Origin of the sequence: Brucella ciceri (genome assembly GCF_041930145.1) — a bacterium.
GTDB lineage: Bacteria > Pseudomonadota > Alphaproteobacteria > Rhizobiales > Rhizobiaceae > Brucella > Brucella intermedia.
This window is the reverse complement of record NZ_JBHEEV010000017.1, coordinates 14,760-39,877: the sequence shown is the minus strand read 5'-3', so window position 1 is coordinate 39,877 and position 25,118 is coordinate 14,760. Positions and strand designations below refer to the sequence as shown.

Here is a 25,118-nt window from a genome sequence, read left to right as displayed (position 1 = left end):
CCATATAGACCCCACCAAACAAAACTGTCAACGACCAATCATAACTTTTTCCAAAAATTCTTTCCACAGGCATCAAAACAAAAGGGCCGTTCAAGGCGGCCCTATATATAAGCGTCGATCGGCTTCACGCAGAGAGCCAGCCCATGCGGTCCGCCACGTCATTGGCAAGTGCACGCACGCGCTTGCCCATGTCTTCTATAATATCGGGGCGGGCCTCGGCAGCCATCATCGACAAGGCAATCCCGGCCGTGGGATGGAACGGCCGGTCGCAGATCGCCGCGCCAATGCAGAACATGCCTTCGCGCAACTGGCCGTTATCCTGTGAATAGCCTCGTGCCTTTACTTCCGCCATCTCCGCTTCCAGGACCTTGAGAGACGGCGCGCTGGCCGGAGTGATCAGCTCCGGCCATTCGGAGGGCAGGTGACGGGCCAGTTCCTGCGGTGACATCGCGGCCAGCATGGCCTTGCCGGTCGCGGTAAAGACAGCCGGAACCCGCATGCCGATGCGGAATGTGATACCGAGAGGCGCGGTCGAGTTGCGGCAGGACAGATAAATGACCTCCGGACCTTCCAGATGCGAGAGCGTCAATGTATGCGCGCCAAGGCCTTCCGCCTCTGCCACCGCCTCATGAAACGCATCGACAATGTCGCTGCCCGCCATGAACACATTGGCCCAGCGCACCGATTGCGATCCCATCGTGAAGCTTCCGTCGCTATTGAGCTTCAAGAGCTTGAGATGCACCAGCGTCTGGCAAAGCCCGTGCACACTGCTTTTCGGCAAGCCCGTCCGGCGGGCAAGATCGGAAAGCTTGAGCCCGTCCGCAGAACCCTTGCCGCCTTCCTGCGCGGATTTTGCAACCTGATCCAGAATTTGAGCCGCGCGCATGACCGCCGGAACCAGTTTCTGGGAACTCTCCTCATCGCTCGCCGTTTTCGTCATAGCCTTGCCATTCACCTGATCGACCGCCTGATTAACCGTTTGACTTTGGTAATGACGGCCTGTTTAATTCAAAATACCGTAAGCTGTTCAATATACTGAACATGCTTTCTCTGCAAGACTGGGATGGAAAACCACTATGCTCGCTTTGAAAGACCCTTCGCTGCTCAAATCGCAATGCCTTGTTGACGGGCGCTGGATAGACGCCACGGACGGCGCCAAGATTGACGTGACCAACCCGGCAGACGGTTCGGTCATCGGCACTGTTCCTTCCCTTTCTGTCGCGACCATCAAGGAAGCCATCGACGCTTCCGCAAAAGCCTTCCCGGCATGGTCCGCCAGGACCGCCAAGGAACGCGCCGCCATTCTGCGCAAGTGGTTCGACCTGATCGTTGTCAATGCAGACGATATTGCTCTTATCATGACATCCGAACAGGGCAAGCCGCTTGCCGAAGCGCGCGGCGAGGTTCTCTACGCGGCATCGTTCATCGAGTGGTTCGCTGAAGAAGCCAAGCGTGTCTATGGCGACACCATCCCTGCCCCGCAGACCGGGCAGCGCCTGACCGTCATCCGCCAGCCGGTCGGCGTCACCGCCGCAATCACCCCATGGAATTTCCCGGCGGCGATGATCACCCGCAAGGCAGCACCGGCGCTGGCTGCCGGCTGCACGATGATCGTTCGCCCTGCGGACCTGACCCCGCTGACGGCGCTGGCGCTGGGTGTTCTTGCCGAAAAGGCTGGCATTCCCGCCGGGGTCCTGCAGATCGTTACCGGCAAGGCGCGCGAAATCGGCGCTGAGCTGACGAGCAGTGAAACAGTGCGCAAGCTCTCCTTCACAGGGTCCACCGAAGTCGGTCGCCTGCTGATGGCGCAATGCGCGCCGACCATCAAGCGCATCTCGCTGGAACTGGGCGGCAACGCGCCGTTCATCGTCTTTGACGATGCCGATCTGGACGCAGCCGTCGATGGCGCGATGATTTCCAAATATCGCAATGCGGGACAGACCTGTGTCTGCGCCAACCGTATCTATGTACAGCGCGGGATTTACGACAAGTTCGCTGAAAAGCTCGCGGCCAAGGTCAAGGAACTCAAGGTCGGCAACGGTACGGAACCGGGCGTCGTCATCGGGCCGATGATCGAGCCGAAAGCCATCACCAAGGTCAAGGCCCATATCGATGACGCCCTGTCCAAGGGAGCGAAGCTCATCACCGGCGGCAAGGAACTGGGGGGCCTGTTCTTCGAACCGGGCGTGCTGACCGGCGTGACCACCGACATGATCGTGGCCAGGGAAGAGACTTTCGGTCCATTGGCCCCACTCTTTGCCTTCGATACGGAAGAAGAAGTCATCGCCATGGCCAATGACACGATCTTCGGGCTGGCAGCTTACTTCTATACGGAGAATTTCAGCCGCGCGATCCGTGTGAGCGAGGGGCTGGAATACGGCATGGTCGGCCATAATACCGGGCTCATTTCCAACGAAGTCGCGCCGTTTGGCGGTGTGAAGCAGTCGGGCCTCGGTCGCGAGGGCTCCAAATACGGCATCGAGGAATATCTCGAAACCAAATATATTTGCAGCGCCTACAAGCGTTAGCAAAAACCGGTTTCCAGTCCGTTCCCGAACTGTCCGGTGCAAAGCGGTATCAAAGAGGATGGCGCGCATTGTTCGCGCCATCTTTTTTATCTATAGACGGTGTAATCGCTAATATGGCTTTCGCCGAAGATAATCCGGAAAATATATGCTGCGCCGCCTTTACGACTGGACGATTTCGCTTGCCGCAAGAAAATCCGCCGAATGGTGGCTGGCCATCATCGCATTCGTGGAAAGCTCCGTCTTTCTCGTACCTGCCGATGTTCTGTTTCTGCCGATGGCGCTTGCAAGGCCGGAGCGCGCCTGGCGCTACGCCTTCATTGCCACGGTTTCATCTGTCCTCGGCGGCATTGCAGGCTGGTATCTGGGCTATCACGCCTATGAACAGATCGCCAAGCCGGTGCTCGAAATGTACGGCAAGCTCGACACGTTCGAGCAATTGCGTGGCACGACCAGCGCTGACGCGATCCTGTTGATGCTGATCACCTCCGGCCTCGCGCATCTGCCGCCAATAAAGGTGGTGACGATCCTGTCCGGTGCAGCGGGCATCAATATCTGGCTGTTCATCGCATCGGCGATCGTGGCGCGCGGCGCGCGCTTCTTCTTCCTGGCCTGGCTGCTGCGCCGCTATGGCGAACCGATCCGCCATTTCATCGAAAAGCGCCTGGGCCTGATCGCAAGTGTGGTGGCGCTTGCCCTGATTGCGCTGTTCTTTGCTGTGAAATACCTTCACGCCTGAGCGGTTCGCCCAAACTCGGTCAAAATGAACTGCTTGGGAACAAGGCAGATTTTGCGCTTAGATATATCCAGAGCACCTTTTCAGGGAAACCCACATGGCGTTTGCACTCAATAATCCGGTCGGCAAAACACAGGCATGGACCGCGGGCATAATGACCATCGGCCTTGCCACAACCGTCGGCACGGCGCTGGGTTTCGAACATCTGGCTGGCTTCATGCCCTGCAAGCTCTGCCTCGAACAACGCACGCCTTATTATATCGGCGTTCCGGTTCTGGCGGTGGCGTGGGTCTCCTACGGCCTGAAATGGCCCCCGATCCTGACGCGCGGCCTGATTCTCATCGGCGCGCTGCTGATGACCTTCGGGCTGGCGCTTGCGATCTATCACACAGGCGTCGAACTGAAATACTGGCCCGGCCCGATCGATTGCAGCGCCGCGACCATGAAGGTCACGCTGGATGCGGGCAATCTTCTGAGCGACCTCAATTCCACGCGCCCACCTGCATGCGATAGCGCGCCGGGCCACTTCCTCGGCCTGTCCTTTGCCGGATGGAACGTCGCCGCAAGCCTGCTCTTTGCAGCGATCGGCTACTACGGCGCTTTTGCGAAAAGTGGGAAGTAAGAGCGGAAAACTATAGGAATCAAGGCTCCAGTTCGACATCCCAGTACAGAAAATCGAGCCAGCTGTCGTGCAGATGGTTGGGAGGGAAAAGGCGGCCGTTATTGTGCAGATCCTGCACGGTCGGCATGACCGGCTTCTGGCGCGGCCACATATGCGCGACGGCGGGCATCATGCCGCCCTTGCGCAGATTGCATGGTGAACAGGCGGCGACCACATTTTCCCACGTCGTCTCGCCGCCATGGCAACGCGGGGTAACGTGATCGAAGGTCAGATCATGCGGCGATCCGCAATACTGGCACTCGAAACGATCACGCAGGAAGACGTTGAAGCGGGTGAACGCGGGATAACGCGGCGGCTTCACATAATCCTTCAGGCAGATGACGCTCGGAACGCGCATGGAAAACGATGGCGAGGAAACGATGTGATCGTATTCCGCCACGATATTCACGCGTTCAAGAAACACCGCCTTGATCGCATCCTGCCAGGACCAGAGCGAGAGAGGATAGTAGCTGAGCGGGCGATAATCCGCGTTCAGAACCAGCGCGGGCAAGCCACTGGTCGAGACGGTTCTGGGTGAGACGGCAACAGTCAAGGGCGCACCTCCTTCAGAGCAACTCCGAAAAAGGGCGAAATGGCTCTCCATGCGGAATTGCGCTTCTCATCGAAGCGCCGCGCGTCCATTTGGGCGCAACAACGACGCTCCAATCTCATGAAGACGGTGCGGCGATGCGCAGACAAATCAAGCTTCTGCGAATCGAAATACCGTCATCAGCCGATGTGGATAATGTAAGCCCGACGTGACAGGATTGTGAAGCGGAAACGCATTTATGCTTCGGGAAACACGCAAGATTTACAGAAGCGGCGCAGCCTCGCGTCCCTTGATGGCGGCATAATAGGCCCAGAACAATCGCGCCGCCACGCCCCGCCACGGCGCCCAGTCTTCCGCAAGCTTGCGAAGCGCCACTGCATCGGGCCGGGTCTCGTGCGCAAAGGCATGGCCGACAGCCGTCTGCAACGCCACATCGCCCGCCGGAAACACGTCCGGATGACCGGCTGCAAACAGCAGATAGACCTCCGCCGTCCACGGGCCGATACCCTTGATCGCCGTCAGAGCTGCGATTGCTTCCCCGGCAGGGAGTTCACAAAGCCCGTGCAGGTCGAGGCCATCCCGGGCAAGCGCTTCGCTCACAGCCAGAAGCGTTCTCTGCTTTGGCCGCGAGAGACCGGCAAAACGCCAGGCCTCCTCCCCGCCCGCAATATAGGCTTCCGGCGTCAGCGGATCGATCGCCTGTTTCAGTCGCGCCCAGATCGCGGCCGCGCTGGCCGTCGATACCTGCTGCGCGACAATGATCGAGGCGAGACTTTCAAACCCCGGTTCGGACCGGCGCAGCGGCACCGCATGGGAGCGGCTGCGAATATCGGCGAGCCGCGTATCGGCCAGAACCAGCGCCTCCAGCCCGGCTTCAATATCGCTCAATGTATCGATCCGCCGCATCCCCTGGCCTTTCATTTCTGCGACGGGCACCGTACCAATGGAATCAGATGACAATCAACTGACATCGGCAACTGACCCGGCAACAGACATTGAACCTGCCATGACCCAACCCGTCTTCCGCTTTGCTCCCAGTCCCAATGGCCAGTTGCATCTTGGCCATGCCTATTCCGCCCTCCTGAATGCGGATATGGCGGCAAAGAGCAACGGACGTTTTCTGCTGCGCATGGAAGATATCGACACCGCGCGCTGCACGCCTGCGCTGGAGCAAGGCATTTACGACGATCTTCGCTGGCTTGGCCTGACATGGGAAACCCCTGTCCGCCGCCAGTCGGAGCATTTTGGCGAATATCGCAATGCCCTCACCAAACTTGCCGACAAGGGCCTCGTCTATCCTGCCTTCCTCAGCCGGGGCGAGGTTCGCGAGCAGATCGGCGAAGCTTTCGCCAAGGGCGAGGAATGGCCATCCGACCCGGACGGGACGCCGCTTTATCCGCAAGGCGAACGCGATCTGACCGAAAAGGAACAGATGGAGCGTATCGCCTCGGGCATGCCCTATGCGTGGCGGCTCAATATGGATAAGGCGCTTGGGGCAATTGCCGCCGCAGGCGAACCGCTGTTCAAGCCCCTGACCTGGAATGAAAGCGGTGCGGGTCCGGAAAATGAAACAGGATGCGTCGTCGCCGACCCCGCCCGCTGGGGCGACGTGGTGATTGCGCGCAAGGACACGCCGACCAGCTATCACCTTTCCGTGGTGGTGGATGATGCCCTGCAAGGCATCACCCATGTCGTGCGCGGGCGCGATCTGTTTCACGCGACATCCGTGCACCGGCTCCTGCAGACGTTGCTCGGCCTGCCGGAACCGCTTTATCATCACCATGATCTGGTGCTGGGCGACGACGGATTGAAACTGTCGAAAAGCCGCCAGGATACCGCGCTCGCATCGCTGCGCGAACAGGGCTTTACCCCGGACGATATCCGCGCCAAGTTATCGCTATAGAAGCTATTTTCGCCGCAGCGTCACAGATGATGTGCCCGCGCCCCGATTGACGAACGCACGTCAAAGCGGTTCAAAGGCGGCATGACGGCTGGCACTGAAGAGTGCCGGCGGCAATTTTGTTTATTTTGAAGGAGGCGGAGCCATGGTTTCTCAGAAAGCCGGTAATTACGTTGAGATAGAAGGCTTGCGCGTTGCCCCCGAACTGGTGGAATTTCTGGCCAAGGAGGCCGCGCCTGGCACCGGTGTGGAACCGGAAAAGTTCTGGAAGGGCTTTGCCGCCATCGTCCGCGGTCTCGCACCGAAGAACCGCGCCCTCCTCGCCAAGCGCGACGACCTTCAGGCCAAAATCGACGCCTGGTACAAACAGAACCGCGACAAGGGTTACACCCAGGCCGACTACCAGCAGTTCCTGAAAGATATTGGCTATCTCCTGCCGGAAGGCGGCGAGTTCAAGGTGTCGACCGCCAATGTCGATCCGGAAATCGCCCATATCGCCGGTCCGCAGCTTGTCGTTCCGGTAATGAACGCGCGCTATGCGCTGAACGCTGCCAATGCGCGCTGGGGTTCGCTCTATGATGCGCTCTACGGCACCGATGCCATCTCCGACGCCGATGGCGCGGAAAAGGGCAAGGGCTACAATCCCAAGCGCGGTGAAAAGGTTATCGCCTGGGCGAAGAACTTCCTCGATGAAAGCGCCCCGCTCGCCTCTGGCAAATGGGCCGACGTCGCCGGTCTCTCCGTGAAAGACGGCAAGCTTGAAATCAGGCTCGCCGACGGTTCGGCAACCGCACTGAAGGATGAAAGCCAGTTCAAGGGCTATAATGGCGATGCCGCCGCCCCGACGAATGTGCTTCTCGCCAAGAACAACATGCATGTCGACATCGTCGTCAATGCGGACCATCCGATCGGAAAGACCGATCCGGCACATATTGCCGATATGGTTCTGGAATCGGCCATCAGCACGATCCAGGATTGCGAGGATTCCATTGCCGCCGTCGATGCCGAAGACAAGGTTGCGGTCTATCGCAACTGGCTCGGCCTGATGAATGGCAAGCTGGAAGATACGTTCGAAAAGAACGGCAAGCAGATGACCCGCCGCCTCAATGGCGACCGCAGCTATAAGGCGCCGGATGGTTCCGAACTTACCCTCAAGGGCCGTTCGCTCATGCTCGTGCGCAATGTCGGCCACCTGATGACCAATCCGGCCATTCTCGATGCCGAGGGCAATGAAGTGCCGGAAGGCATCATGGATGCTGCCTTCACCAGCCTGATCGCGCTGCATGATATTGGTCCGAACGGCCGCCACATGAATTCGCGCGAAGGTTCGGTCTATATCGTCAAGCCGAAGATGCACGGCCCGGAAGAAGTGGCTTTCGCCAACGAGCTTTTCACCCGCACGGAAGAAATGCTCGGCATGAAGCCCAACACCCTCAAGATGGGTGTGATGGACGAAGAACGCCGCACGACCGTCAACCTCAAGGAGGCGATCCGCGCTGCCAAGGATCGCGTCGTCTTCATCAATACCGGCTTCCTTGATCGCACCGGCGACGAAATCCATACTTCGATGGAAGCTGGCCCGATGATCCGCAAGGGCGACATGAAGCAGGCCGCATGGATCGGCGCTTACGAACAGTGGAATGTCGATATCGGGCTGGAATGCGGCCTTTCCGGCCACGCACAGATCGGCAAGGGCATGTGGGCGATGCCCGATCTGATGGCCGCGATGCTGGAGCAGAAGATCGCGCATCCGAAGGCCGGGGCGAACACCGCATGGGTGCCGTCGCCGACTGCCGCAACCCTTCACGCGACGCATTATCATCAGGTGGACGTTGCCAGCGTTCAGGAGAAACTGAAGAGCCGCCCGCGCGCCAGGCTGGACGATATCCTGTCGGTGCCGGTCGCAACCCGCCCGAACTGGACGCCGGAAGACATCCAGAAGGAAATCGACAACAATGCCCAAGGCATTCTGGGTTATGTCGTGCGCTGGGTCGATCAGGGCGTCGGCTGCTCCAAGGTGCCGGACATCAACAATGTCGGCCTGATGGAAGACCGCGCAACGCTGCGCATCTCCGCGCAGCACATCGCCAACTGGCTCTATCATGGCGTCGTGACCGAGGCGCAGGTGATGGAAACCATGAAGCGCATGGCAGCAGTCGTCGACAAGCAGAACGAAGGCGACCCGCTGTATCGCCCGATGGCTGCGGACTTCGACAAGTCCATCGCCTTTCAGGCCGCCTGCGATCTCGTCTTCAAGGGCCGCGAACAGCCGAACGGCTACACCGAGCCGGTCCTGCATCGCCGCCGCCTGGAGTTGAAACAGGCGTCCTGATATTCACCACCTTGTCCCCCTCATCCAGAGGAGGTGTCCTGAGCGCAGCGAAGGAAACCGTCTCGAAGGGCTGAGGGGGCGAGCGACCCGGCGGCAATCTTACTGCCCAAACCGCTCGGACAGGATTGTCGCGCGTTTCCCTCAGCCCTTCGAGGCTTCGCGCCGCACCTCAGGATGAGGGAAGAATGCGCTTGCCAGATGGATGCAATTGTTGACGGCGGGAGAAATCCCGCCGTTTTCTTTTACATCGTGGATCAAGAGGACTATTTCAGTAAAACCTATCGCTACCGACAAGGCCCCCGCAATGAACCTCCTCATCCGCCACGCGACGGAAGCAGACCTCCCCGCCCTGCTGGCCATCTACAATGATGCCGTCGAAAACACCCTTGCCATCTGGAACGAAACGCTTGTCGATCTGGAAAACCGCCGCGAATGGCTGAAAGCCCGCAACCGCGATGGTTTTCCGGTGCTGGTTGCCGAGCACGACGGCGCTGTACTCGGCTATGCGAGCTATGGCCCGTTTCGCCCGTTCGAGGGCTTCCGCCATTCCTCCGAACTTTCGATCTATGTGGCGAGCAATGCCCGCGGCGGCGGCATCGGACGCGCCCTTTTGGCCGAGCTTGTGGAGGAAGCGCGCGAGCGCAAGGTGCATGTGCTGATTGCCAGCATCGAGGCTGGCAATGCCGCGTCTGTCGCCTTGCACAAGTCGCAGGGTTTCGAGGATTGCGGCACGCTGAGACAGGTCGGCCAGAAATTCGGGCGCTGGCTCGATCTGACCTTCATGCAGAAGATTCTCTGAATAGTAATGTTCAGGAAAGAGCGCAGCGGGTCATTGCCCTGCTGCGCTCTTTTTGTTTATACAAGCGTATTCGCAAGGACCCGGTGAAAGCCCGGGTGGCTCTTCTGGCCGCCTATCCGCCAGACAACGCAACAACATCCCCCATTTTTACAATCGGCCATGTTGATACGGGCATTCCTGTCCGTTTTCTATTTGCGGAAAATTCAATGACACGTCTTGCTGCCTACCGCCGCGAGTGGTTCTGCAATATTCGCGGCGATGTTCTTTCCGGCATCGTCGTAGCACTTGCCCTCATTCCGGAAGCCATCGGCTTTTCGGTCATCGCAGGCGTCGACCCGAAGGTCGGTCTTTTCGCCTCCTTCGCCATTGCCTGTGTTTCCGCCTTCACCGGCGGGCGTCCCGGCATGATCTCGGCCGCGACCGCCGCAACCGCAGTTGTGATGGTCTCGCTCGTCAAGGAACACGGGCTGCAATATCTCTTTGCCGCCACCATCCTGATGGGAATTTTACAAATTCTTGCAGGGTTTCTGAAACTGGGCCGTTTGATGCGTTTCGTTTCACGCTCGGTCATCACCGGTTTCGTCAATGCCTTGGCGGTCCTCATCTTCATGGCGCAGCTGCCCGAACTCATCCATGTCCCGGTCCAGACCTACTGGATGATCGCAGGCGGTCTCGCCATCATCTATCTGTTCCCCCGCGTCACCAAGGTGATCCCTTCGCCGCTTGTCGCCATTGCCGTGCTCACCACGCTTGCCTGGACGACCGGCATGGATTTGCGAACCGTCGGCGATCTCGGCGAACTGCCCTCCGCACTGCCGGTCTTCGCCCTGCCGCAGGTGCCGCTGACGCTGGAAACGCTGCAGATCATCCTGCCCTATTCGATCACGCTTGCGGCGGTGGGCCTGCTTGAATCGCTGATGACCGCCCAGATTGTCGATGACATGACGGATACGACCAGCAACAAGAGCCAGGAATGCATCGGTCAGGGCACCAGCAACATCGCCTCGGCGCTGATCGGCGGCATGGGCGGTTGCGCCATGATCGGGCAGTCGGTCATCAATGTTTCCTCCGGCGGTCGCGGAAGACTGTCGACCTTCGTTGCCGGATCTTTCCTGCTGTTCCTGATTCTGGTTCTCGACGATCTGGTGCGCATCATTCCGATGGCGGCGCTCGTGGCAGTCATGATCATGGTCTCCATCGGCACCTTCTCGTGGCGTTCGATCCTCGACCTGCGCCGCAATCCGCCATCCTCCTCCATCGTCATGCTGGCAACCGTTGTTACAGTCGTCTCCACCCATGACCTTGCCAAGGGTGTTCTGGTGGGCGTTCTGCTTTCCGGCGTGTTCTTCGCAGGCAAGGTCGCCAGAATGTTCCGGGTAAGCGAAACCGCGAGCGCGGACGGAAGCGAACGCGTCTATACGGTGGAGGGCCAGATTTTCTTCGCCTCGGCGCAAAACTTCATCGCAGCTTTCGATTTTTCAACGCCTGCACGCAAGGTCACGATCGATGTCAGCCGCGCTCATCTGTGGGATATCACCTCGGTCGGCGCGCTCGACAAGGTGGTGCTGAAATATCGCGCCAGCGGCACGGATGTTTCGGTGATCGGCTTCAATGAAGCAAGCGCCGACATGATCGACCGGTTTGCCGTCCACGACAAGGAATCTGGTGCCGCAAAGCTCGCGGCACACTAAGCATGTCTCCCAAAAGTGGGAACCGGTTTTGGAATAAAGACATGCGCAAAAGAAAAGGGCCGCTTTCGCGGCCCTTTTTCAGTTCGGCTGTGGAACGGCACTCTCGGTCGAAAGCTCCGTCAGACCGATCTCGCCTTCGACCTGATCGCTGCGGGCCATCAGGTAGAGGCCAAGCCCGCAGGTCAGAACGGCGATGAACACCAGATACCAGGCATGGGCCATCGGGTTGACCGCCAGAAGCGAGGTCACGATCACCGGCGTCAGCCCGCCGAAGACCGCATAGGAAACATTGTAGGAAAACGATAGGCCCGAGAAGCGCACCGGCGCCGGGAACGCGCGCACCATCACATAGGGAACCGCGCCGACCATGCCGACCGAAAGCCCCATTACCGCATAAAGCGCGAAGAGGACGGGCAGGGAAACCCCCGCATATGTGTAGAAGACGAAGGTCGCGACACCGAAGAAAATGCCTGCTAAGGCGAAGAAGCGCCCGCTGCCGATCCGGTCCACGATAGCGCCTGCGGCGACCGTGCCGAACATCAGGAACAGTGTGCCGAAGCTTGTGGCGGCAAGCGATTGCAGCGGCGTGTGACCGTAGAGCTTCTGCAGGAAGGTCGCGGTCATCAGCGTGGTGACGACGATGCCGGCCGACAATATCCATGTCAGCAGCACGGAAATGACGACACCATGCATATGGTTGCGCAGCACCGTGCCGAGCGGCAGCTTGTCCTTGAGCAGATGGCTGTTCTTCATTTCGGTGAAGATCGGCGTTTCCGCCAGCCAGCGGCGCAGGTAAACGGCAAACAGCCCGAAAATACCACCGATGAAGAACGGAATGCGCCACGCAAAGGCGGACAGTTCTTCCGGCGTGAAAATCCAGTTGATGGCAGTCGCGATCAGCGAGCCGATCATGATTCCGAGCGTCAGGCCCGAGCAAAGGAACCCACAGGCCATGCCGACGCGATTGGCCGGAACGTGTTCGGCCACGAAGGTCCATGCACCCGGCACTTCGCCGCCAATGGCAGCGCCCTGCAACATGCGGAAGACGATCAGCAGGATCGGCGCACCGACGCCCAGCGTCGCATAGGTCGGCAGGCAGGCCATGGCCAGCGTCGAGATGGACATGAGAAAGACGGAGAAAGCGAAGACGCGCTTGCGGCCGAACTTGTCGCCGAAATGCGCCAACACGATGCCGCCCACGGGGCGCACCAGATAGCCGGCTGCGAAAATGCCGAAGGTCTGGATCAGCACCAGCCAGTCCGGCATGTCGGGCGGAAAGAACAGATGGCCGATGACGCTGGCAAAGAACACGAAGATGATGAAATCATAAAACTCCAGCGCGCCGCCAAGGGCCGAAAGGCCGAGCGTGCGGAAATCCTGCCGGTCAAGCGGACGCGGACTATTGCTTGTGTGGAGATTCGTCGATGCCATCGATTCGCTCTCTTCTGATCGGGTCGCTGATATGATGCCCCTCATTTCAGGGCCGGGTTTTAATGCGCCAATTGTGTCCGCACTGCAAGACTTGACTTCCGGATGCTGAGGCATATTTTAGAATCATTCTAAACTTTGGATTCCCAGGATGCTCAGCCGATTCTTCCGCAATGACCGCCGTCCCTTCGATTCGCTTTCCGAACAGGAAATTCTGGCGCTCGCCATATCCTCCGAGGAGGACGATGCGCGCATCTATCTCGCTTATGCCGACGGCCTGCGCGACGAGTTTCCGCAATCGGCCAAAATCTTCGAGCAGATGGCTGCGGAGGAACATGGCCACCGCGATGCGCTGATCGAACGTCACAAGGCCCGCTTCGGCGACCGAATTCCGCTGATCCGCCGCGAGCATGTCAGCGGCTATTATGATCGCAAACCCGACTGGCTGGTGCGTCCGCTTGGCATCGACAAGGTGCGCGAAGCCGCATCGGAAATGGAAGAACAGGCCTATCGCTTCTATGTCGAGGCGGCCAGGCGTGTCAGCGACGCGGACACCCGCAAGCTGCTGGGCGACCTCGCCCAACAGGAAAAGCAGCACGAAGCCAAGGCTGAATCGCTGGAAAACACGCTGACGCCGGATGACGTGCAGGACGAGGAGCGCGCTGCCGAACGCAAGCAGTTCATCCTCACTTATGTCCAGCCGGGCCTCGCGGGCCTGATGGACGGCTCCGTATCGACGCTCGCCCCGATCTTCGCCGCCGCCTTTGCAACGCAGGACACGTGGCAGACCTTTCTGGTCGGTCTGTCGGCCTCGGTCGGCGCCGGTATTTCGATGGGCTTTACCGAAGCGATCCACGACGACGGCAAGCTCTCGGGTCGCGGCTCACCGGTCAAGCGCGGCCTGTCCTGCGGCATCATGACGACACTCGGCGGCCTCGGCCATACCCTGCCCTACCTGATCCAGGATTTCTGGACCGCCACAAGCATTGCCGCGATTCTGGTGTTCTTCGAGCTCTGGGCCATCGCCTTCATCCAGAACCGCTATATGGAAACACCATTCTTCCGCTCGGTGCTTCAGGTGGTTCTCGGCGGCGCGCTGGTGCTGGCGGCGGGCATATTGATCGGCAGCGCCTAGGCTTCGAAGCCGCTAAACTGTCACGGCATCCTGCGGTCGGGAAATCGGTTCCTCGAAAGCCTCGATCGCAATGCGCCCCTGCCGGGAAACAGTGACGAAACTGTTTGCCGGCACCGCCATCCAGTTGGCAGCTTCGCCGTCGAGCGGCTCCGACACCACGCAAATGCCCAACGACCCGCCCAGCGTCGCCGTATAGAGCGTCGGCGCAAAGGCATCGGTCGCATAGCGGATGGCATAAAGCTGGCTTCCGTCGGAGAAGGCGGCGGTCAGCCGCAGAAATGGCGGCACGCCGCCGCGGACCGCTTCCTCGACAACCGTTGCCACCATGCGCTTCATCGCCAGAACGGGGTCATTGTCGAGGCCGAATTCCAGCATCAGCAGAAAGATCAGCTCCGAATCGGTAGCACCGTGCTTCTGGCCGTAGATCGCATCGCTCAAATGGCTTTCCAGCCTGCGGCGCAGCCGGTCGAAATGCCCGATCTGACCGTTATGCATGAAGCTCCAGCGGCCGGAAACGAAGGGATGGCAGTTGGAACGGCTGGTAAGCCCGCCGGTCGAGGCCCGCACATGCGCAAGAAAAAGGCGCGACCGTATCTGTCGCGCCAGGCTGCGGAGATTCTGGTCGGACCATGCGGGCAGAATATCCCGGTAAAGGCCCGGCTCGTCGCGATGGCCGTACCAGGCAACGCCGAAGCCGTCGCCATTGGTCCGTGTTTTGGCTTCATGCGCATCGTGGCTTTGCGCCACGAGCGAATGGCAGGGAGACGAAATGATGTCTTCCAGATAGGTTTCAGGTCCGAGATAGGCGGCCCAACGACACATTTTTGCTCCGGCGATTACCGGCCCCGGTTATGCGTCCGCTCATAAAGCTGGCGAACGATCGTGCTCGCCGTCTTCTCGAACAAAAATGGCAAAATTGCATGAATGAGTGCTGCAAACGCCGCACAAAAAAGCTTGAACGAAAAACGACCGGCAAAGGCCATATGTTCGAAATAGGTTTCGTCAACCGACTGTGGATGTTCGGTGAAGAGGCGTGTGATGCGAGTGGTCATTGGAAATACTCCCGTCAATGAGCAATTCGTTCCCTTTTGTCCGGCGCGAGAAGCACCTTTCTGAAAAATCATTCTAGCAAATGCGTTCGAGATGAAATCTCAAAATATCCTTGCCAAAGTGGATTTAATGGGACAATCATCCCACGATGAAGCCATTTCTTGACGAGATTGACCGTAAAATCCTGGAGGAGCTGCAAATCGACGGGACCTTGTCCGTTGATTCTCTCTCAGAGCGCGTCCACCTCTCCCGCAATGCCTGCTGGCGGCGGGTAAAGCGCATGGAGGATGAAGGGATCATCAAGGCGCGTGTCGCCCTGGTCGATGCCGAAACGGTGGGCTGCGGCCTGTCGGTCTTCATTCTGGTGCGCACCTCAAGCCATGATCCCGACTGGCTGACGAAATTTCGCGCCGCCATGGGCCGCTTTCCGGAAATTGTCGGCGTTTATCGCATGACAGGTGATCTGGATTACGTGCTGAAGGCCCGCGTTTCAGACGTCAAGGCCTATGACCGCCTTTACCAGCGACTGATAGCGAGCGTGCCGCTCTCGGACGTTTCGGCCTCTTTCGTGATGGAGGAGATCAAGGAAACGACCGCCGTGCCGCTGAAGGAATAACGGATTGTGCGGGACCGCTTGACCGGGGAAAACAACCCGTTCTTCGCGTCTCTCCCGGCAGCGCTTGTCATTTCAGGCGCCATTTGAAACCAATTAATAGGTCTGACCTCGAGCACGGTCCCGCCGGAGTGAACGAGGACCATAAGGATATGCTTCGAATGGAAGAGATGGGGTGCTGAATCTGATTCAATCGGATCGCAACACGCTCTAATGGCCAGCCATTTCGCGGCAGATGGCAGCGCACTGCTCGCACGCTTCGACGCATTTTTCCATGCCGCCGACCTCACGGCAGGATTGGGCACAGGCTTCGCAAATCTTCGCGCAGGCTCCGCAGGTTTCACGATGAAGGGGCGTGTCGAGCAACATTATGTGCGCTGCCGTGCGGCAGCTTTCCACGCAGGCCAGCATGATGCGGTAATGTTTCGGCTCGACATGCGCCCCACCTTCTTCGAGGCAGTGGCTGGAGGCCGTGTCGAGGCAAACGCGATAGCAATCAAGGCAGGCATCGATACATCTGGTCATTTCGGGGCTCGGCATTTTCAGATCCTCTTTCCTTCGACACGAAGTCCAACAGGCCAAGGATGGATTTGTTCCATGGGCGCGGTCGGGAGTTTTCCATTCCCGGCGGACATTCCCGGTGCAAATTGCATGACCCTGTGCCGTACTATCATTGCAAAACGCCAAATAGGCGGTACACCTTTCATTGGTTTTCACGTATGAGCGTCGCCAGTTTGAGCGCATCGGGAAAAGTGTGAACGTTTTCCAGACAGATGCGCCATGAAACAATGTCTCTCGCAGGCTAATTGAACTCTCGCAGGCCAACTGAACTCTTGCAGGAAAGGCTCCCTCATGACCGCAGCATCCTCTTCCGCGCCAACGCTCGGCATCATCCGGCTCGAACATGCGAAGGACCTTGAACTCCCGGCCTATGAGACGTCTGGATCGGCGGGTATGGACCTGCGGGCAGCCGTTGCCGAAGATCGCCAGATCGTTCTCCTGCCGGGACGTCGCACGCTGGTGCCGACCGGCCTGATCTTCGAGATTCCGGAAGGCTTCGAGGTGCAGATTCGCCCGCGTTCCGGCCTAGCCTTCAAAAACGGCATCACCTGTCTCAACACACCCGGCACCATCGATTCCGACTATCGTGGTGAAGTGAAGGTTCTCCTGATCAATCTGGGCGATGACGATTTCCGCATCGAACGCGGCATGCGCATCGCGCAGGCCGTTTTTGCGCCGGTCGTCCAGCCGAAGATCGAAGAGCGCACCGAAGTGACCGACACGGCACGCGGCGCAGGCGGTTTCGGTTCCACCGGCACGGCTTAAACGCGCCAATCACAGACAAAAGCCCGGCTGAGCCGGGCTTTTTATTGCCGTTTTCTCACTGTGTAAGAACGGCGCGTTGACAGAGAACCCCGGTCACCTGAACGTCAGCCTCGCCCAGTTTGACACCGAGCAAGTCGAGAATTCCGAAGAGCAGGTTGTCAATTACCGGGGCAACAGGCGTCAGCAAAACTCCCAACAGCCCCACCACATCTCCTAGCGGCAGTTTTATTATTTTTAGCAGTGTCAAATCGATATCAATGTTCTTGAGAAGCGAGCTTGAAAGCGAAGACACCAAATCGTTCGAATAAGCAGTCTTGATCTTTTTATTCTGAATATCATTGTAGTTGAATGTCAGCGACGTTATCTTTTCTCCCAGTTTCACTTCAGCTTTTGCGTCAAGGTCGACCAGTCCGATTGGGAGCCCCAGTAGGTATAACTGCACCTTAGCTATACTCGTTTTGCTTACAGAGGGTTTCCGATTTAAATCACTGAAGGAACTGACCTCACCAAGGTAAATGCCGACGATCCCGGGCTTTGCTGCAATCGTGACATTGGCGCCCGTGGGGCCCGATGGACAACTTATATTTCTGAGTTCTCCTTCACCCGAAGCAATATCGATCGCTATCGGCAAATTGACATTAAGGAGTTCCACACCGAGCAAAGGATTGCCTGATTGCCCTCCGACGCGGATACCGAGTTGCAAACGGATCTGCGCTGTGCGTATGAAAGTCCCGGCTGCACCAACTCTGAAAAATGGAGTGCCCACCGGTGCTTCTCCCACCAATATTTTTAGAGTAACGCCAAGCAGTCCCGGAACGTTCAAGCCCGACGCAATATCCACTTGGTGCTTGCCCCCAATGATGACCGCAGCTGAAACCAGCTGTAGAACATTGGCGGTTATGTTGTATCCGGCTCCGGAGCCTATGGAAGCGTTAGCCAACGATCCGAGCCCCAGCAGCTTTCCGACCGGCAGTTTCGTAGCCAATGCAACGGCATCCTTGCCCAAAATGCCGAGTGCTGCTTTGGCCGTTGGATTGTTCGTCACCACCTCGGCCAGCACGGTCGCCAGCACGCCGACCGAAACATCCGTATTTAACAACTGGTCGTAGGTTCCAGCCGTCAGCCCCACTTTGGGAGCAAGCTTGTCCAGAAAGCCGAGCAGATTGATATCGGTCGCAGCCAGGGCATTGTAATCAACAAGCTTCAGATTAAGGGAGGTTCCCAGAAGCCCGCCCAGAAGACCATTCAGCACGCTCTGATCGGTATTCAGGCTCAACAATCGCGAACCCACCGAAAATGCCGCTTCCGCCTTCGTCGCCGCCGTGCCAGTCGCTCCAAGCGCGGGCCGGCTGATGAACGATTGGCCGAAATAGAGATTGCCCGGACGCGCCAGCCGGACGCGAACCGCATCCGGGTTTGCACCGCCCGCCACGAAACGGTCTTCGACCGCACGACCCTTGTCGGGGAAATAGTTGCCCTTCTCCACCCAGACCCGCGTCTTGTTGTCGGCTTTCCCGTTGACGATGGACGGGTCGTAGCCGTCTGTCATCAGCACCGGATCGAGGCCGTTCGCCTGCAATTGTCGCAGCACCGCTTCATTGGCCTGCGAAAGGGAAGCCGCTCCGGCGACGGCTGCAAGGTCGGCCATGTTCTGCAACTGCCGCCGTTCCAGAAACAGCGAACTCGTGTCCACGCAGAATGCCGCCACCGCCAGGAACAGCGGCGAGACCAGCGCGGCCATCGTCGCCAGATTGCCGCCCCGCGCACCCAGGAAACGCGATACAAAACCCCGCATGACTTATGCCCCCCAGCCCGTTTCAGATTCCGCCGAGCCTTATTGTCGATGCCCTCGTGATGATCGTGTCGGGAAGCGGCAGGCCGGTCATCAGGTTCCAGATCGGCAGGTTTTCCGCATCATATTGGATCGTCACGGTGAACTGGTTCGGGTCGGACTGAGCATTGTCCACGTTCACCTGCATCTTTTCAGGATCGATCAGCGAATATTTCGCCGCGTTCTTCCGGATATAGCTGGTCGCCAGCGCGAGCCGCTCCGGCGGATCGATGCCAGCCAATGCCGTCCGCGTCGCATCAGCCGCAAGCTGCTGCACGGCGTTCGCCACGCCCAGATAGAGGCCGAACGCAATCATGCCCATCAATATCAGAAGAAAAACCGGCGCCAATATTGCGAATTCGACCGCCGCCGTACCGCTTTTATTACGATTGAAAAACAACAATAATGGTATTCTTCGAAACCTGTTCGTTACGAATGAAAACCTTTTCCGCCCCATAATAAGGTAAGCCATTTGCCCTCCCGTCCAAGAGCATCGAAACCTTATTCTCATGCCATTTCCAAGCAACATGCATCATGCATGCGCCGACCATCCGCCTTCGCGGACAGGTCACGTTCTGAATTATTCTTTCTACTTTCAGATTATGCTTTCCCGGCCTTATTTAACCGGGAGATAATTTAAGAACACTTAATCTGACTAATAATTTGGCTTAAGCCATTCTTTTTGAAAAGAATAACCGGAAGTTGTATATTGACGGCAACTTTTCAGCATTTCACCGCTTGCTGTGGAGACAATTGACAAGGCACGGACAAGCCTCCGGCCATTGTGCCAAAGGCAATTATTGCATGACAAATAATTAAGATGAAATCCTGAGCCGGGAAGCATAGATATCCGGGAGGCAATGTGCCATCGAAGCGCGCCCTGTCCCGCTTTGGTTGCATGGTGCAAAAAATTATGCGGGACATGGTGATGAATCTCCGATGAGCGGCGGTTCAGAAAGTTTTGAGGGTTTGACGGTGCTTACATCTTCCGATTCGTCCAAGACCGGGCAGCACAAGGCACCGTCGTCGAAGCGCGCGCCGCGCAAGGCGCGCCGCTGGTGGCTTTGGCTACCGATTGCGGCAATCGCTGTGGGCGCGGGCTGGTATTTCTACGGCTCGGGCGAAGCTGGCGGCCAGAAGACGAACTATCTTGCCGAAACGGTCACGCGCGGCGACATCGAAAACGCCATTACCGCCGTCGGCACGCTCAGCGCACTGCGCAGCATCAATGTCGGCGCGCAGGTTTCCGGCCAGCTTAAAAGCGTGAAGGTAGAAGTGGGTGATCAGGTCAAGCAGGGCCAGCTCATCGCTGAAATCGACCCCTCGCCCTTCGAGAAGAAGGTGGAAATCGCCAGCGCCCAGCTCGATAATCTCAAGGCGCAACTCCTGAGCAAACAGGCGCAGCTCACGCTGAAAAAGGCCAATGCGGCGCGCCAGCGCTCGCTTTTGGCCACGCGCGGCGTGTCGCAGTCCACCGTCGATCAGGCCGATGCCGACCTCGCCATGGCCGATGCTGACGTGAAGGCGCTCGGCGCGCAGATCCGCCAGCAGGAAGCCCAGCTTGCCAGCGACAAGGTCGATCTCGGCTACACCAAGATTTACAGCCCTATGGAAGGCACGGTCGTCGATCAGGCCGCCAAGGAAGGCGAAACGCTCAATGCCGTGCAGAGCGCGCCGACCATCGTCACCGTGGCCGATCTCAAGGTGATGACCGTGGAAGCGCAGGTGTCCGAAGCCGACATCGGCAGGCTGAAGCCCGGAATGCCGGTCTATTTCACCCTGCTCGGCCAGTCCGAAAAGCGCTTTACCGGCACGTTGCGCCAGATCAAGCCGACGCCCGCGACCGAGAACAATGTGGTTCTCTATTATGCGCTGTTCGACGTGCCGAACCCGACCGGCGAGCTGATGATCAATATGAGCACGCAGGTCTATTTCATTCTCGATGAGGCAAAGGACGTGTTGATCGTCCCCTCCTCGGCGCTGAACTACAAGCGTGCCGACCAGAACCAGAAAGCCCAGAACCAGAATGGCAAACCGCAGATTTCGGTGAAGGTCGTAAGCAGCAACGGCGCGGTGACCGAACGCGAGGTTCAGATCGGCGTGCGCAATCGCGTGCAGACAGAGATCATTAGCGGGCTGGAAGAAGGCGACAAGGTTATCGTCACCAGCGCTTCCAGCGGGGCCGAAGCCGCCGCCGGGCAGCGTGGCCGCAGGCCCGGCATGCGCCTGTTCTGATGAGCCGCCTCATGCCCGATAATCCCATGACCGACACGCCGCTCATCAGGCTCACCGATATCCGCAAGACCTATCACAACGGCGATCTTGCCGTTGAGGTGTTGCACGGCATCACGCTCGATATTCAGGCTGGCGAATTCGTTGCGATCATGGGCGCATCCGGCTCCGGCAAGTCGACGCTGATGAACATTCTGGGCTGTCTCGACAGCCCGAGCGGCGGACAATATCTGCTGGATGGCGAGGATGTATCGACACTGGATGCCGACGCGCTGGCAGCATTGCGGCGCAGAACCTTCGGCTTCGTCTTCCAGAGCTATAACCTGATCTCGACATCGACCGCGCAGGAAAACGTCGAAGTGCCGGCGATCTATGCGGGCCTGCCTGCCTCCGAACGCCATGCCCGCGCCGCCGAACTGCTCAACCAACTGAAGCTCGGCGACCGTCTCGACCATCGCCCAAATCAGCTTTCAGGCGGCCAGCAGCAGCGCGTTTCCATCGCGCGGGCGCTCATGAATGGCGGGCGCATCATCCTTGCCGACGAGCCGACCGGTGCGCTCGACAGTCAGAGCGGCGAAGACGTGATGGAATTGCTGCGCTCCATGCACCAGCAGGGCCACACGGTCATCGTCATCACGCATGCCCGTGAAGTCGCCGAACGCGCCGACCGGCTGATCGAAATCCGCGACGGGCAGATACTTTCCGACACGGTCAAGCGCGCCATTCCCGATACGCAGGCCCCTTTCCGGCTGCAGGAAAGCCTTGAAGGCAGTTCAGCCCGCATTGCCGATGTTTCGGAAGCGGTGAAGATGGCGATGCGCGCCTTGCGGGCCAATATCTTCCGCACGGTCCTCACCCTGCTTGGCATCATCATCGGCGTCAGTTCCGTTGTGACGATGCTTGCCATCGGCACCGGCGCGCAGAATTCCATTCTCGACCGCATCAATGCCATGGGCACCGATCTCATTCTGGTTCGCCCCTCCATGGCCGGTTTCCGTGGAACAGGCTCGATAGCGACACTGGTTCCCGAAGACGCCACCGCCATTCTGGAACTGCCGAACATCAAGACCGCCGTGCCGGAAGTGACCGGAACGGTGACGCTGCGGCGCGGCAATGTCGATTACCAGTCGCAGGCAAACGGCACTGTTTCCGCCTTTTCCGAAGCCAAGTCGTGGAAGGTGGCGACCGGCGATTTCATCAGCCAGAGCGATATGGACAACTATGCGCCCGTCGCAGTGCTGGGCAAGACGGTCGTCAACACCCTGTTCCCGGATGGCAGCAATCCCATCGGCCAGTATATCCTGATCCAGAAGATACCGTTTCAGGTGATCGGCACCCTGGAGCCGAAGGGCGCGGGCTTTGGCGGCGCGGATCAGGACGATGTGGTGATCGTGCCGCTTTCGACCGGCAACCTGCGGCTGTTCGGCCAGAAATATGTGCGCACCATCACTGTGCAGGTGAAGGATTCAGACCTCATCAACACCACGCAGGAACAGATCCAGGACCTGCTCGACCAGCGCCACAAGAAACAGGACACGATGATAACCAACATGTCGTCCATCCGCGAGGACGCGACGGCGATGGGCAACACGATGACGCTGTTTCTGGGGTCGGTCGCGGCAATCTCGCTTCTGGTCGGCGGCATCGGCGTGATGAACATCATGCTGGTGAGCGTGACCGAACGAACCCGCGAGATCGGCGTGCGGATGGCAACGGGTGCAAGAAGGCGCGATATCCTGCTGCAATTCATCACCGAGGCGCTGACCGTCTCGGCCATTGGCGGTGCCTTCGGCGTCGTGGTCGGGCTGGGCGCGGCAGCCGTCGCGGGATGGGCCGGGCTTTCGGTGGGCTACAGCGTGGGGCCTGTCCTGCTGGCCTTCGCCTGCGCTTTCGCCACCGGCCTCATCTTCGGCTTCCTGCCCGCGCGCAAGGCTTCCCGCCTGCTCCCGGCTGTGGCACTGTCGTCCGAATAACCAATATTGGAAGGCAGCACAGCGATGATTCCCGTCAAGCGAACCCTGTTCGCTGCCGCAATAATGGCAGCTGCGAGTGCTGCCCTGACGCAGCCGGGCCGCGCCGAAAGCTGCAACCGAGAGACTTTCGAGAACACGGATTATATCGTCTGCGACGCCGGAGCCGACGGCACCGGCCTGCACCTGTTCTGGCAGAATGCGGATGGCGAGCCTTACCGCAATTTTTCAAATCTGGCCGGCACTGCCGCAAGCCAGGGCAAGACATTGGTTTTCGCGCTCAACGCCGGAATGTACCAGCTGGACTTTTCGCCAATGGGCCTCTATATTGAGGATGGCCTCGAGCTTCGCCCGGCGAGCAAGGTGGCACCTGCCCGCAGTTCCGGCCCCGTGCCAAACTTCTACAAGAAGCCGAACGGCATCTTCTATCTGGGTGACAAGGGCGCTGGAATACTGCCGACAGACCGTTTCATGAAACAGGGGATGAAGCCGCGTCTGGCAACCCAGTCCGGGCCGATGCTGGTCATCGGCAACAGGGTCAATCCGATTTTCATCGTCGGCTCAACCGACAGGACGCGGCGCAGCGGCGTCGGCATTTGCAAGGGCGGCGTGATCCGCTTCGCGGTCAGCGAGGATGCGGTCAATTTCCACGACTTTGCACGATTGTTTCGCGACCACCTTCAATGCCCGAACGCCCTGTTTCTGGATGGCGGCGGTGGCGCAGGCATCTACGTCCCGGCACTACAGCGCAACAACCTATCCTGGCATGGCGGCTATGGCCCGATGTTCGGGTTTGTGGAGTGATTGCGGGCAATGGAAAAGCCGGTCTGATTAGCAGACCGGCCTTTAAAATCGCGCTTGCTTCATGGCCTACTTGAACAACAACGGCAAGGTGATCGGCATACGCGCCTTGGCAACAGCGGCTGGCGGTGCAGGCACCGGCGAGGCTCGGCGCGCCGCTTCCAGTGCCAGTTGATCCACGTCTGGATTACCTGACGAACCGGCCAGACGGGCGGAAAGCACATTGCCCGATGGGTCAATCACGAAGGTAACCTGAACAAGCCCCTTGGCATTGCGTGATTTCCGCTGCAGGAAACGCACATTGCGCGCCATATGCGACTGCAGCTTCGAGGTCCACTTGGCGGAACTGACACCCGCGGATGCAGAGTTTTCACCTCTACGATTTGCGGCAGCACGAGCGCCATTGTCAGCATCCATCTGCGGCGCAGCGGCCTGACGGGTCTCCGGTGCTTTCTCAGCCTTCTTGGGCTTGGGCTTTTCAGCCTTAGGCGGCTTTGGCTTCTCCGGCTTTGGCTTCTCGACCTTTTTCGGTTCCGGCTTCGGCTCTGGCTTGGGTTCCGGCTTCACTTCCGGCTTTTCAACGGGCATGGGCACCGCGACTTCCGGCTTTTCCGCCTCGACCACATCCGGAACGACTTCTTCCGGTTCCTGAACGGCCTGCGGTTCCGGCGCGGGTTCGGGCGGGGTCACCTCTTCCGGCTCGGGCGGCGTCGGTTCTTCCTGCACGGGTTCCGGCTGCGGGGCCGGTTCCGCCAGTTCCTGCGGCGCTTCAGCCGTTTCCGGCTGGGCTTCCTCCGCCACCTGTTCTTCCATCGGCGCTTCGGGCTCAGGTGCCAGTTCCACCACCATGGCGGCAACCTGCGCGCCGTCGGGCTGGTCTTCTTCCTGCGCCATGTGGATAGCATAGGCACCGGCGGCGTGAACGGTCAGAACAAGAATGCCCGCGCCGAGCCAGCGCCCCGCATCATGCCAGAAGGAATGATGGTGAACGTCAGCCGAAGCCACCTTTATCGGGGGATGCTCGGGCGGGAGTGCATTCATTGCGCGGCTCCCTGCGGTGCCTGCGTGGAAGGTGCCGTTCCAGGCGTTGCAGCCGCCGGAGCGGTCCCGGCGTTCGCACCAACGGTTTCAAGCCCCACCAGCGCGATCTTCAGGTAACCCGCCTCACGCAGAAGGTTCATCACCCGCATCAATTCGCCATAGCCGACATTCTTGTCGGCGCGCAGGAAGATGCGCGCTTCCTTGTTCTTCTCCGACAGCACGTCCAGCGCACCGCCGAGGCGCTCGCGGTCCACGACATCGTTGCCGACGCTGACACTGAGGTCTTCCTTCAGCGTCACGTAAAGCGGCTTGTCGGGACGCGGTGCGGGCGCTGCCGTCGATGCGGGCAGGTCCACCTTCACGTCAACCGTGGCGAGCGGTGCCGCCACCATGAAAATGATGAGCAGAACCAGCATGACGTCGATGAAGGGCGTCACATTGATCTCGTGGTTCAGCTCGAGATCGTCACCGCCGCCTTCGCGAACTTTACCAGCCAT

24 protein-coding genes and 1 other annotated feature are annotated in these 25,118 nt (G+C 59.1%); of the genes, 13 read left to right on the top strand and 11 right to left on the bottom strand.

Features of this window, described 5'->3' with window-relative positions; genetic code table 11:
* Nucleotides 1–124 precede the first annotated feature (124 nt).
* The gene (locus JNC63_RS21005) at nt 125–940 is read right to left on the bottom strand and encodes an IclR family transcriptional regulator (RefSeq protein WP_063620348.1); all 816 of its coding nucleotides are present in this window, start codon (nt 938–940) and stop codon (nt 125–127) included.
* A gap of 136 nt (nt 941–1,076) precedes the next feature.
* Here JNC63_RS21005 and JNC63_RS21000 point away from each other — a divergent pair, with 136 nt between their 5' ends.
* From JNC63_RS21000 to JNC63_RS20990, 3 genes are all read left to right on the top strand, one after another.
* Entirely contained in the window at nt 1,077–2,528 is a 1,452-nt protein-coding gene (locus tag JNC63_RS21000) for an NAD-dependent succinate-semialdehyde dehydrogenase (protein ID WP_063881658.1), read from the top strand.
* Nucleotides 2,529–2,673: 145 nt separating this feature from the next.
* Nucleotides 2,674–3,264, top strand: coding sequence for a YqaA family protein (locus JNC63_RS20995; RefSeq protein ID WP_063620350.1), 591 nt, complete (start codon nt 2,674–2,676; stop codon nt 3,262–3,264).
* Nucleotides 3,265–3,358: 94 nt separating this feature from the next.
* Nucleotides 3,359–3,883 carry a disulfide bond formation protein B gene (locus JNC63_RS20990; protein WP_063620351.1) on the top strand — a complete coding sequence of 175 codons (525 nt, stop codon included), beginning with the start codon at nt 3,359–3,361 and terminating at the stop codon, nt 3,881–3,883.
* A gap of 19 nt (nt 3,884–3,902) precedes the next feature.
* Here the strand turns inward: JNC63_RS20990 and JNC63_RS20985 are convergent, their stop codons facing one another.
* Nucleotides 3,903–4,475 (bottom strand): HNH endonuclease, encoded by a 573-nt coding sequence (locus tag JNC63_RS20985; RefSeq protein WP_006473253.1) that lies wholly within the window; start codon nt 4,473–4,475, stop codon nt 3,903–3,905.
* Nucleotides 4,476–4,733: 258 nt separating this feature from the next.
* Complete coding sequence (locus tag JNC63_RS20980) at nt 4,734–5,378, bottom strand: DNA-3-methyladenine glycosylase family protein (protein WP_025090934.1); 645 nt, start codon at nt 5,376–5,378, stop codon at nt 4,734–4,736.
* 100 nt (nt 5,379–5,478) lie between these two features.
* On the opposite strand from JNC63_RS20980, the gene gluQRS reads away from it, so the two are divergent.
* From gluQRS to JNC63_RS20960, 4 genes are all read left to right on the top strand, one after another.
* Entirely contained in the window at nt 5,479–6,375 is an 897-nt protein-coding gene (gluQRS, locus tag JNC63_RS20975; protein WP_063620354.1) for a tRNA glutamyl-Q(34) synthetase GluQRS, read from the top strand.
* A 142-nt stretch (nt 6,376–6,517) separates the two neighbouring features.
* Nucleotides 6,518–8,704: a malate synthase G gene (locus JNC63_RS20970; RefSeq protein ID WP_063620352.1), complete on the top strand. Its 2,187-nt coding sequence runs from the start codon at nt 6,518–6,520 to the stop codon at nt 8,702–8,704.
* A gap of 304 nt (nt 8,705–9,008) precedes the next feature.
* Complete coding sequence (locus JNC63_RS20965) at nt 9,009–9,503, top strand: GNAT family N-acetyltransferase (protein WP_063620353.1); 495 nt, start codon at nt 9,009–9,011, stop codon at nt 9,501–9,503.
* 73 nt (nt 9,504–9,576) lie between these two features.
* Nucleotides 9,577–9,632 (top strand) — a sequence feature (sul1 is cis-regulatory element that is thought to sense ions involved in sulfur or methionine metabolism; They are found in Alphaproteobacteria).
* Between the two features lie 77 nt (nt 9,633–9,709).
* Nucleotides 9,710–11,194, top strand: coding sequence for a SulP family inorganic anion transporter (locus JNC63_RS20960; protein WP_063620355.1), 1,485 nt, complete (start codon nt 9,710–9,712; stop codon nt 11,192–11,194).
* Between the two features lie 78 nt (nt 11,195–11,272).
* On the opposite strand, the gene JNC63_RS20955 is transcribed toward JNC63_RS20960, so the two are convergent.
* Entirely contained in the window at nt 11,273–12,625 is a 1,353-nt protein-coding gene (locus tag JNC63_RS20955) for an MFS transporter (protein ID WP_063620356.1), read from the bottom strand.
* A gap of 148 nt (nt 12,626–12,773) precedes the next feature.
* Between JNC63_RS20955 and mbfA the strand changes: the two genes are divergently transcribed.
* Nucleotides 12,774–13,757, top strand: coding sequence for an iron exporter MbfA (mbfA, locus tag JNC63_RS20950; RefSeq protein ID WP_025090940.1), 984 nt, complete (start codon nt 12,774–12,776; stop codon nt 13,755–13,757).
* A 12-nt stretch (nt 13,758–13,769) separates the two neighbouring features.
* Here the strand turns inward: mbfA and JNC63_RS20945 are convergent, their stop codons facing one another.
* Together JNC63_RS20945 and JNC63_RS20940 are read right to left on the bottom strand one after the other, a co-directional pair.
* Nucleotides 13,770–14,579, bottom strand: a complete 810-nt coding sequence (locus JNC63_RS20945; RefSeq protein ID WP_063620357.1) for a class II glutamine amidotransferase — start codon at nt 14,577–14,579, stop codon at nt 13,770–13,772.
* Nucleotides 14,580–14,593: 14 nt separating this feature from the next.
* On the bottom strand, nt 14,594–14,809 hold the full coding sequence (locus JNC63_RS20940; RefSeq protein ID WP_006473246.1) for a DUF6356 family protein: 216 nt from the start codon (nt 14,807–14,809) through the stop codon (nt 14,594–14,596).
* 146 nt (nt 14,810–14,955) lie between these two features.
* Between JNC63_RS20940 and JNC63_RS20935 the strand changes: the two genes are divergently transcribed.
* Nucleotides 14,956–15,423 carry an Lrp/AsnC family transcriptional regulator gene (locus tag JNC63_RS20935; RefSeq protein WP_063620358.1) on the top strand — a complete coding sequence of 156 codons (468 nt, stop codon included), beginning with the start codon at nt 14,956–14,958 and terminating at the stop codon, nt 15,421–15,423.
* A gap of 207 nt (nt 15,424–15,630) precedes the next feature.
* On the opposite strand, the gene JNC63_RS21925 is transcribed toward JNC63_RS20935, so the two are convergent.
* Nucleotides 15,631–15,945, bottom strand: coding sequence for a four-helix bundle copper-binding protein (locus JNC63_RS21925; RefSeq protein WP_471681690.1), 315 nt, complete (start codon nt 15,943–15,945; stop codon nt 15,631–15,633).
* A 327-nt stretch (nt 15,946–16,272) separates the two neighbouring features.
* Between JNC63_RS21925 and dut the strand changes: the two genes are divergently transcribed.
* Nucleotides 16,273–16,746: a dUTP diphosphatase gene (dut, locus tag JNC63_RS20925; RefSeq protein WP_006467659.1), complete on the top strand. Its 474-nt coding sequence runs from the start codon at nt 16,273–16,275 to the stop codon at nt 16,744–16,746.
* A 55-nt stretch (nt 16,747–16,801) separates the two neighbouring features.
* Here the strand turns inward: dut and JNC63_RS20920 are convergent, their stop codons facing one another.
* Complete coding sequence (locus tag JNC63_RS20920) at nt 16,802–18,541, bottom strand: pilus assembly protein TadG-related protein (protein WP_063620360.1); 1,740 nt, start codon at nt 18,539–18,541, stop codon at nt 16,802–16,804.
* 22 nt (nt 18,542–18,563) lie between these two features.
* A complete protein-coding gene (locus JNC63_RS20915) occupies nt 18,564–18,977 on the bottom strand; it encodes a TadE/TadG family type IV pilus assembly protein (RefSeq protein WP_021587964.1) in 414 nt (137 codons plus the stop codon).
* 575 nt (nt 18,978–19,552) lie between these two features.
* Between JNC63_RS20915 and JNC63_RS20910 the strand changes: the two genes are divergently transcribed.
* Genes JNC63_RS20910 through JNC63_RS20900 form a run of 3 tightly spaced genes read left to right on the top strand, consistent with a single transcriptional unit; the run spans nt 19,553 to nt 23,583 of the window.
* Nucleotides 19,553–20,812, top strand: a complete 1,260-nt coding sequence (locus tag JNC63_RS20910; protein ID WP_063881661.1) for an efflux RND transporter periplasmic adaptor subunit — start codon at nt 19,553–19,555, stop codon at nt 20,810–20,812.
* 26 nt (nt 20,813–20,838) lie between these two features.
* The gene (locus tag JNC63_RS20905; RefSeq protein WP_031347270.1) at nt 20,839–22,782 is read left to right on the top strand and encodes a MacB family efflux pump subunit; all 1,944 of its coding nucleotides are present in this window, start codon (nt 20,839–20,841) and stop codon (nt 22,780–22,782) included.
* Nucleotides 22,783–22,806: 24 nt separating this feature from the next.
* On the top strand, nt 22,807–23,583 hold the full coding sequence (locus JNC63_RS20900; protein ID WP_063620361.1) for a phosphodiester glycosidase family protein: 777 nt from the start codon (nt 22,807–22,809) through the stop codon (nt 23,581–23,583).
* Between the two features lie 66 nt (nt 23,584–23,649).
* Here JNC63_RS20900 and JNC63_RS20895 read toward each other — a convergent pair whose 3' ends face one another.
* Both JNC63_RS20895 and exbD read right to left on the bottom strand, forming a co-directional pair.
* Entirely contained in the window at nt 23,650–24,621 is a 972-nt protein-coding gene (locus JNC63_RS20895; protein ID WP_063620362.1) for an energy transducer TonB family protein, read from the bottom strand.
* Nucleotides 24,618–25,118, bottom strand: a complete 501-nt coding sequence (gene exbD, locus JNC63_RS20890) for a TonB system transport protein ExbD (RefSeq protein ID WP_025090947.1) — start codon at nt 25,116–25,118, stop codon at nt 24,618–24,620. The genes JNC63_RS20895 and exbD overlap by 4 nt, the downstream gene beginning before the upstream one ends.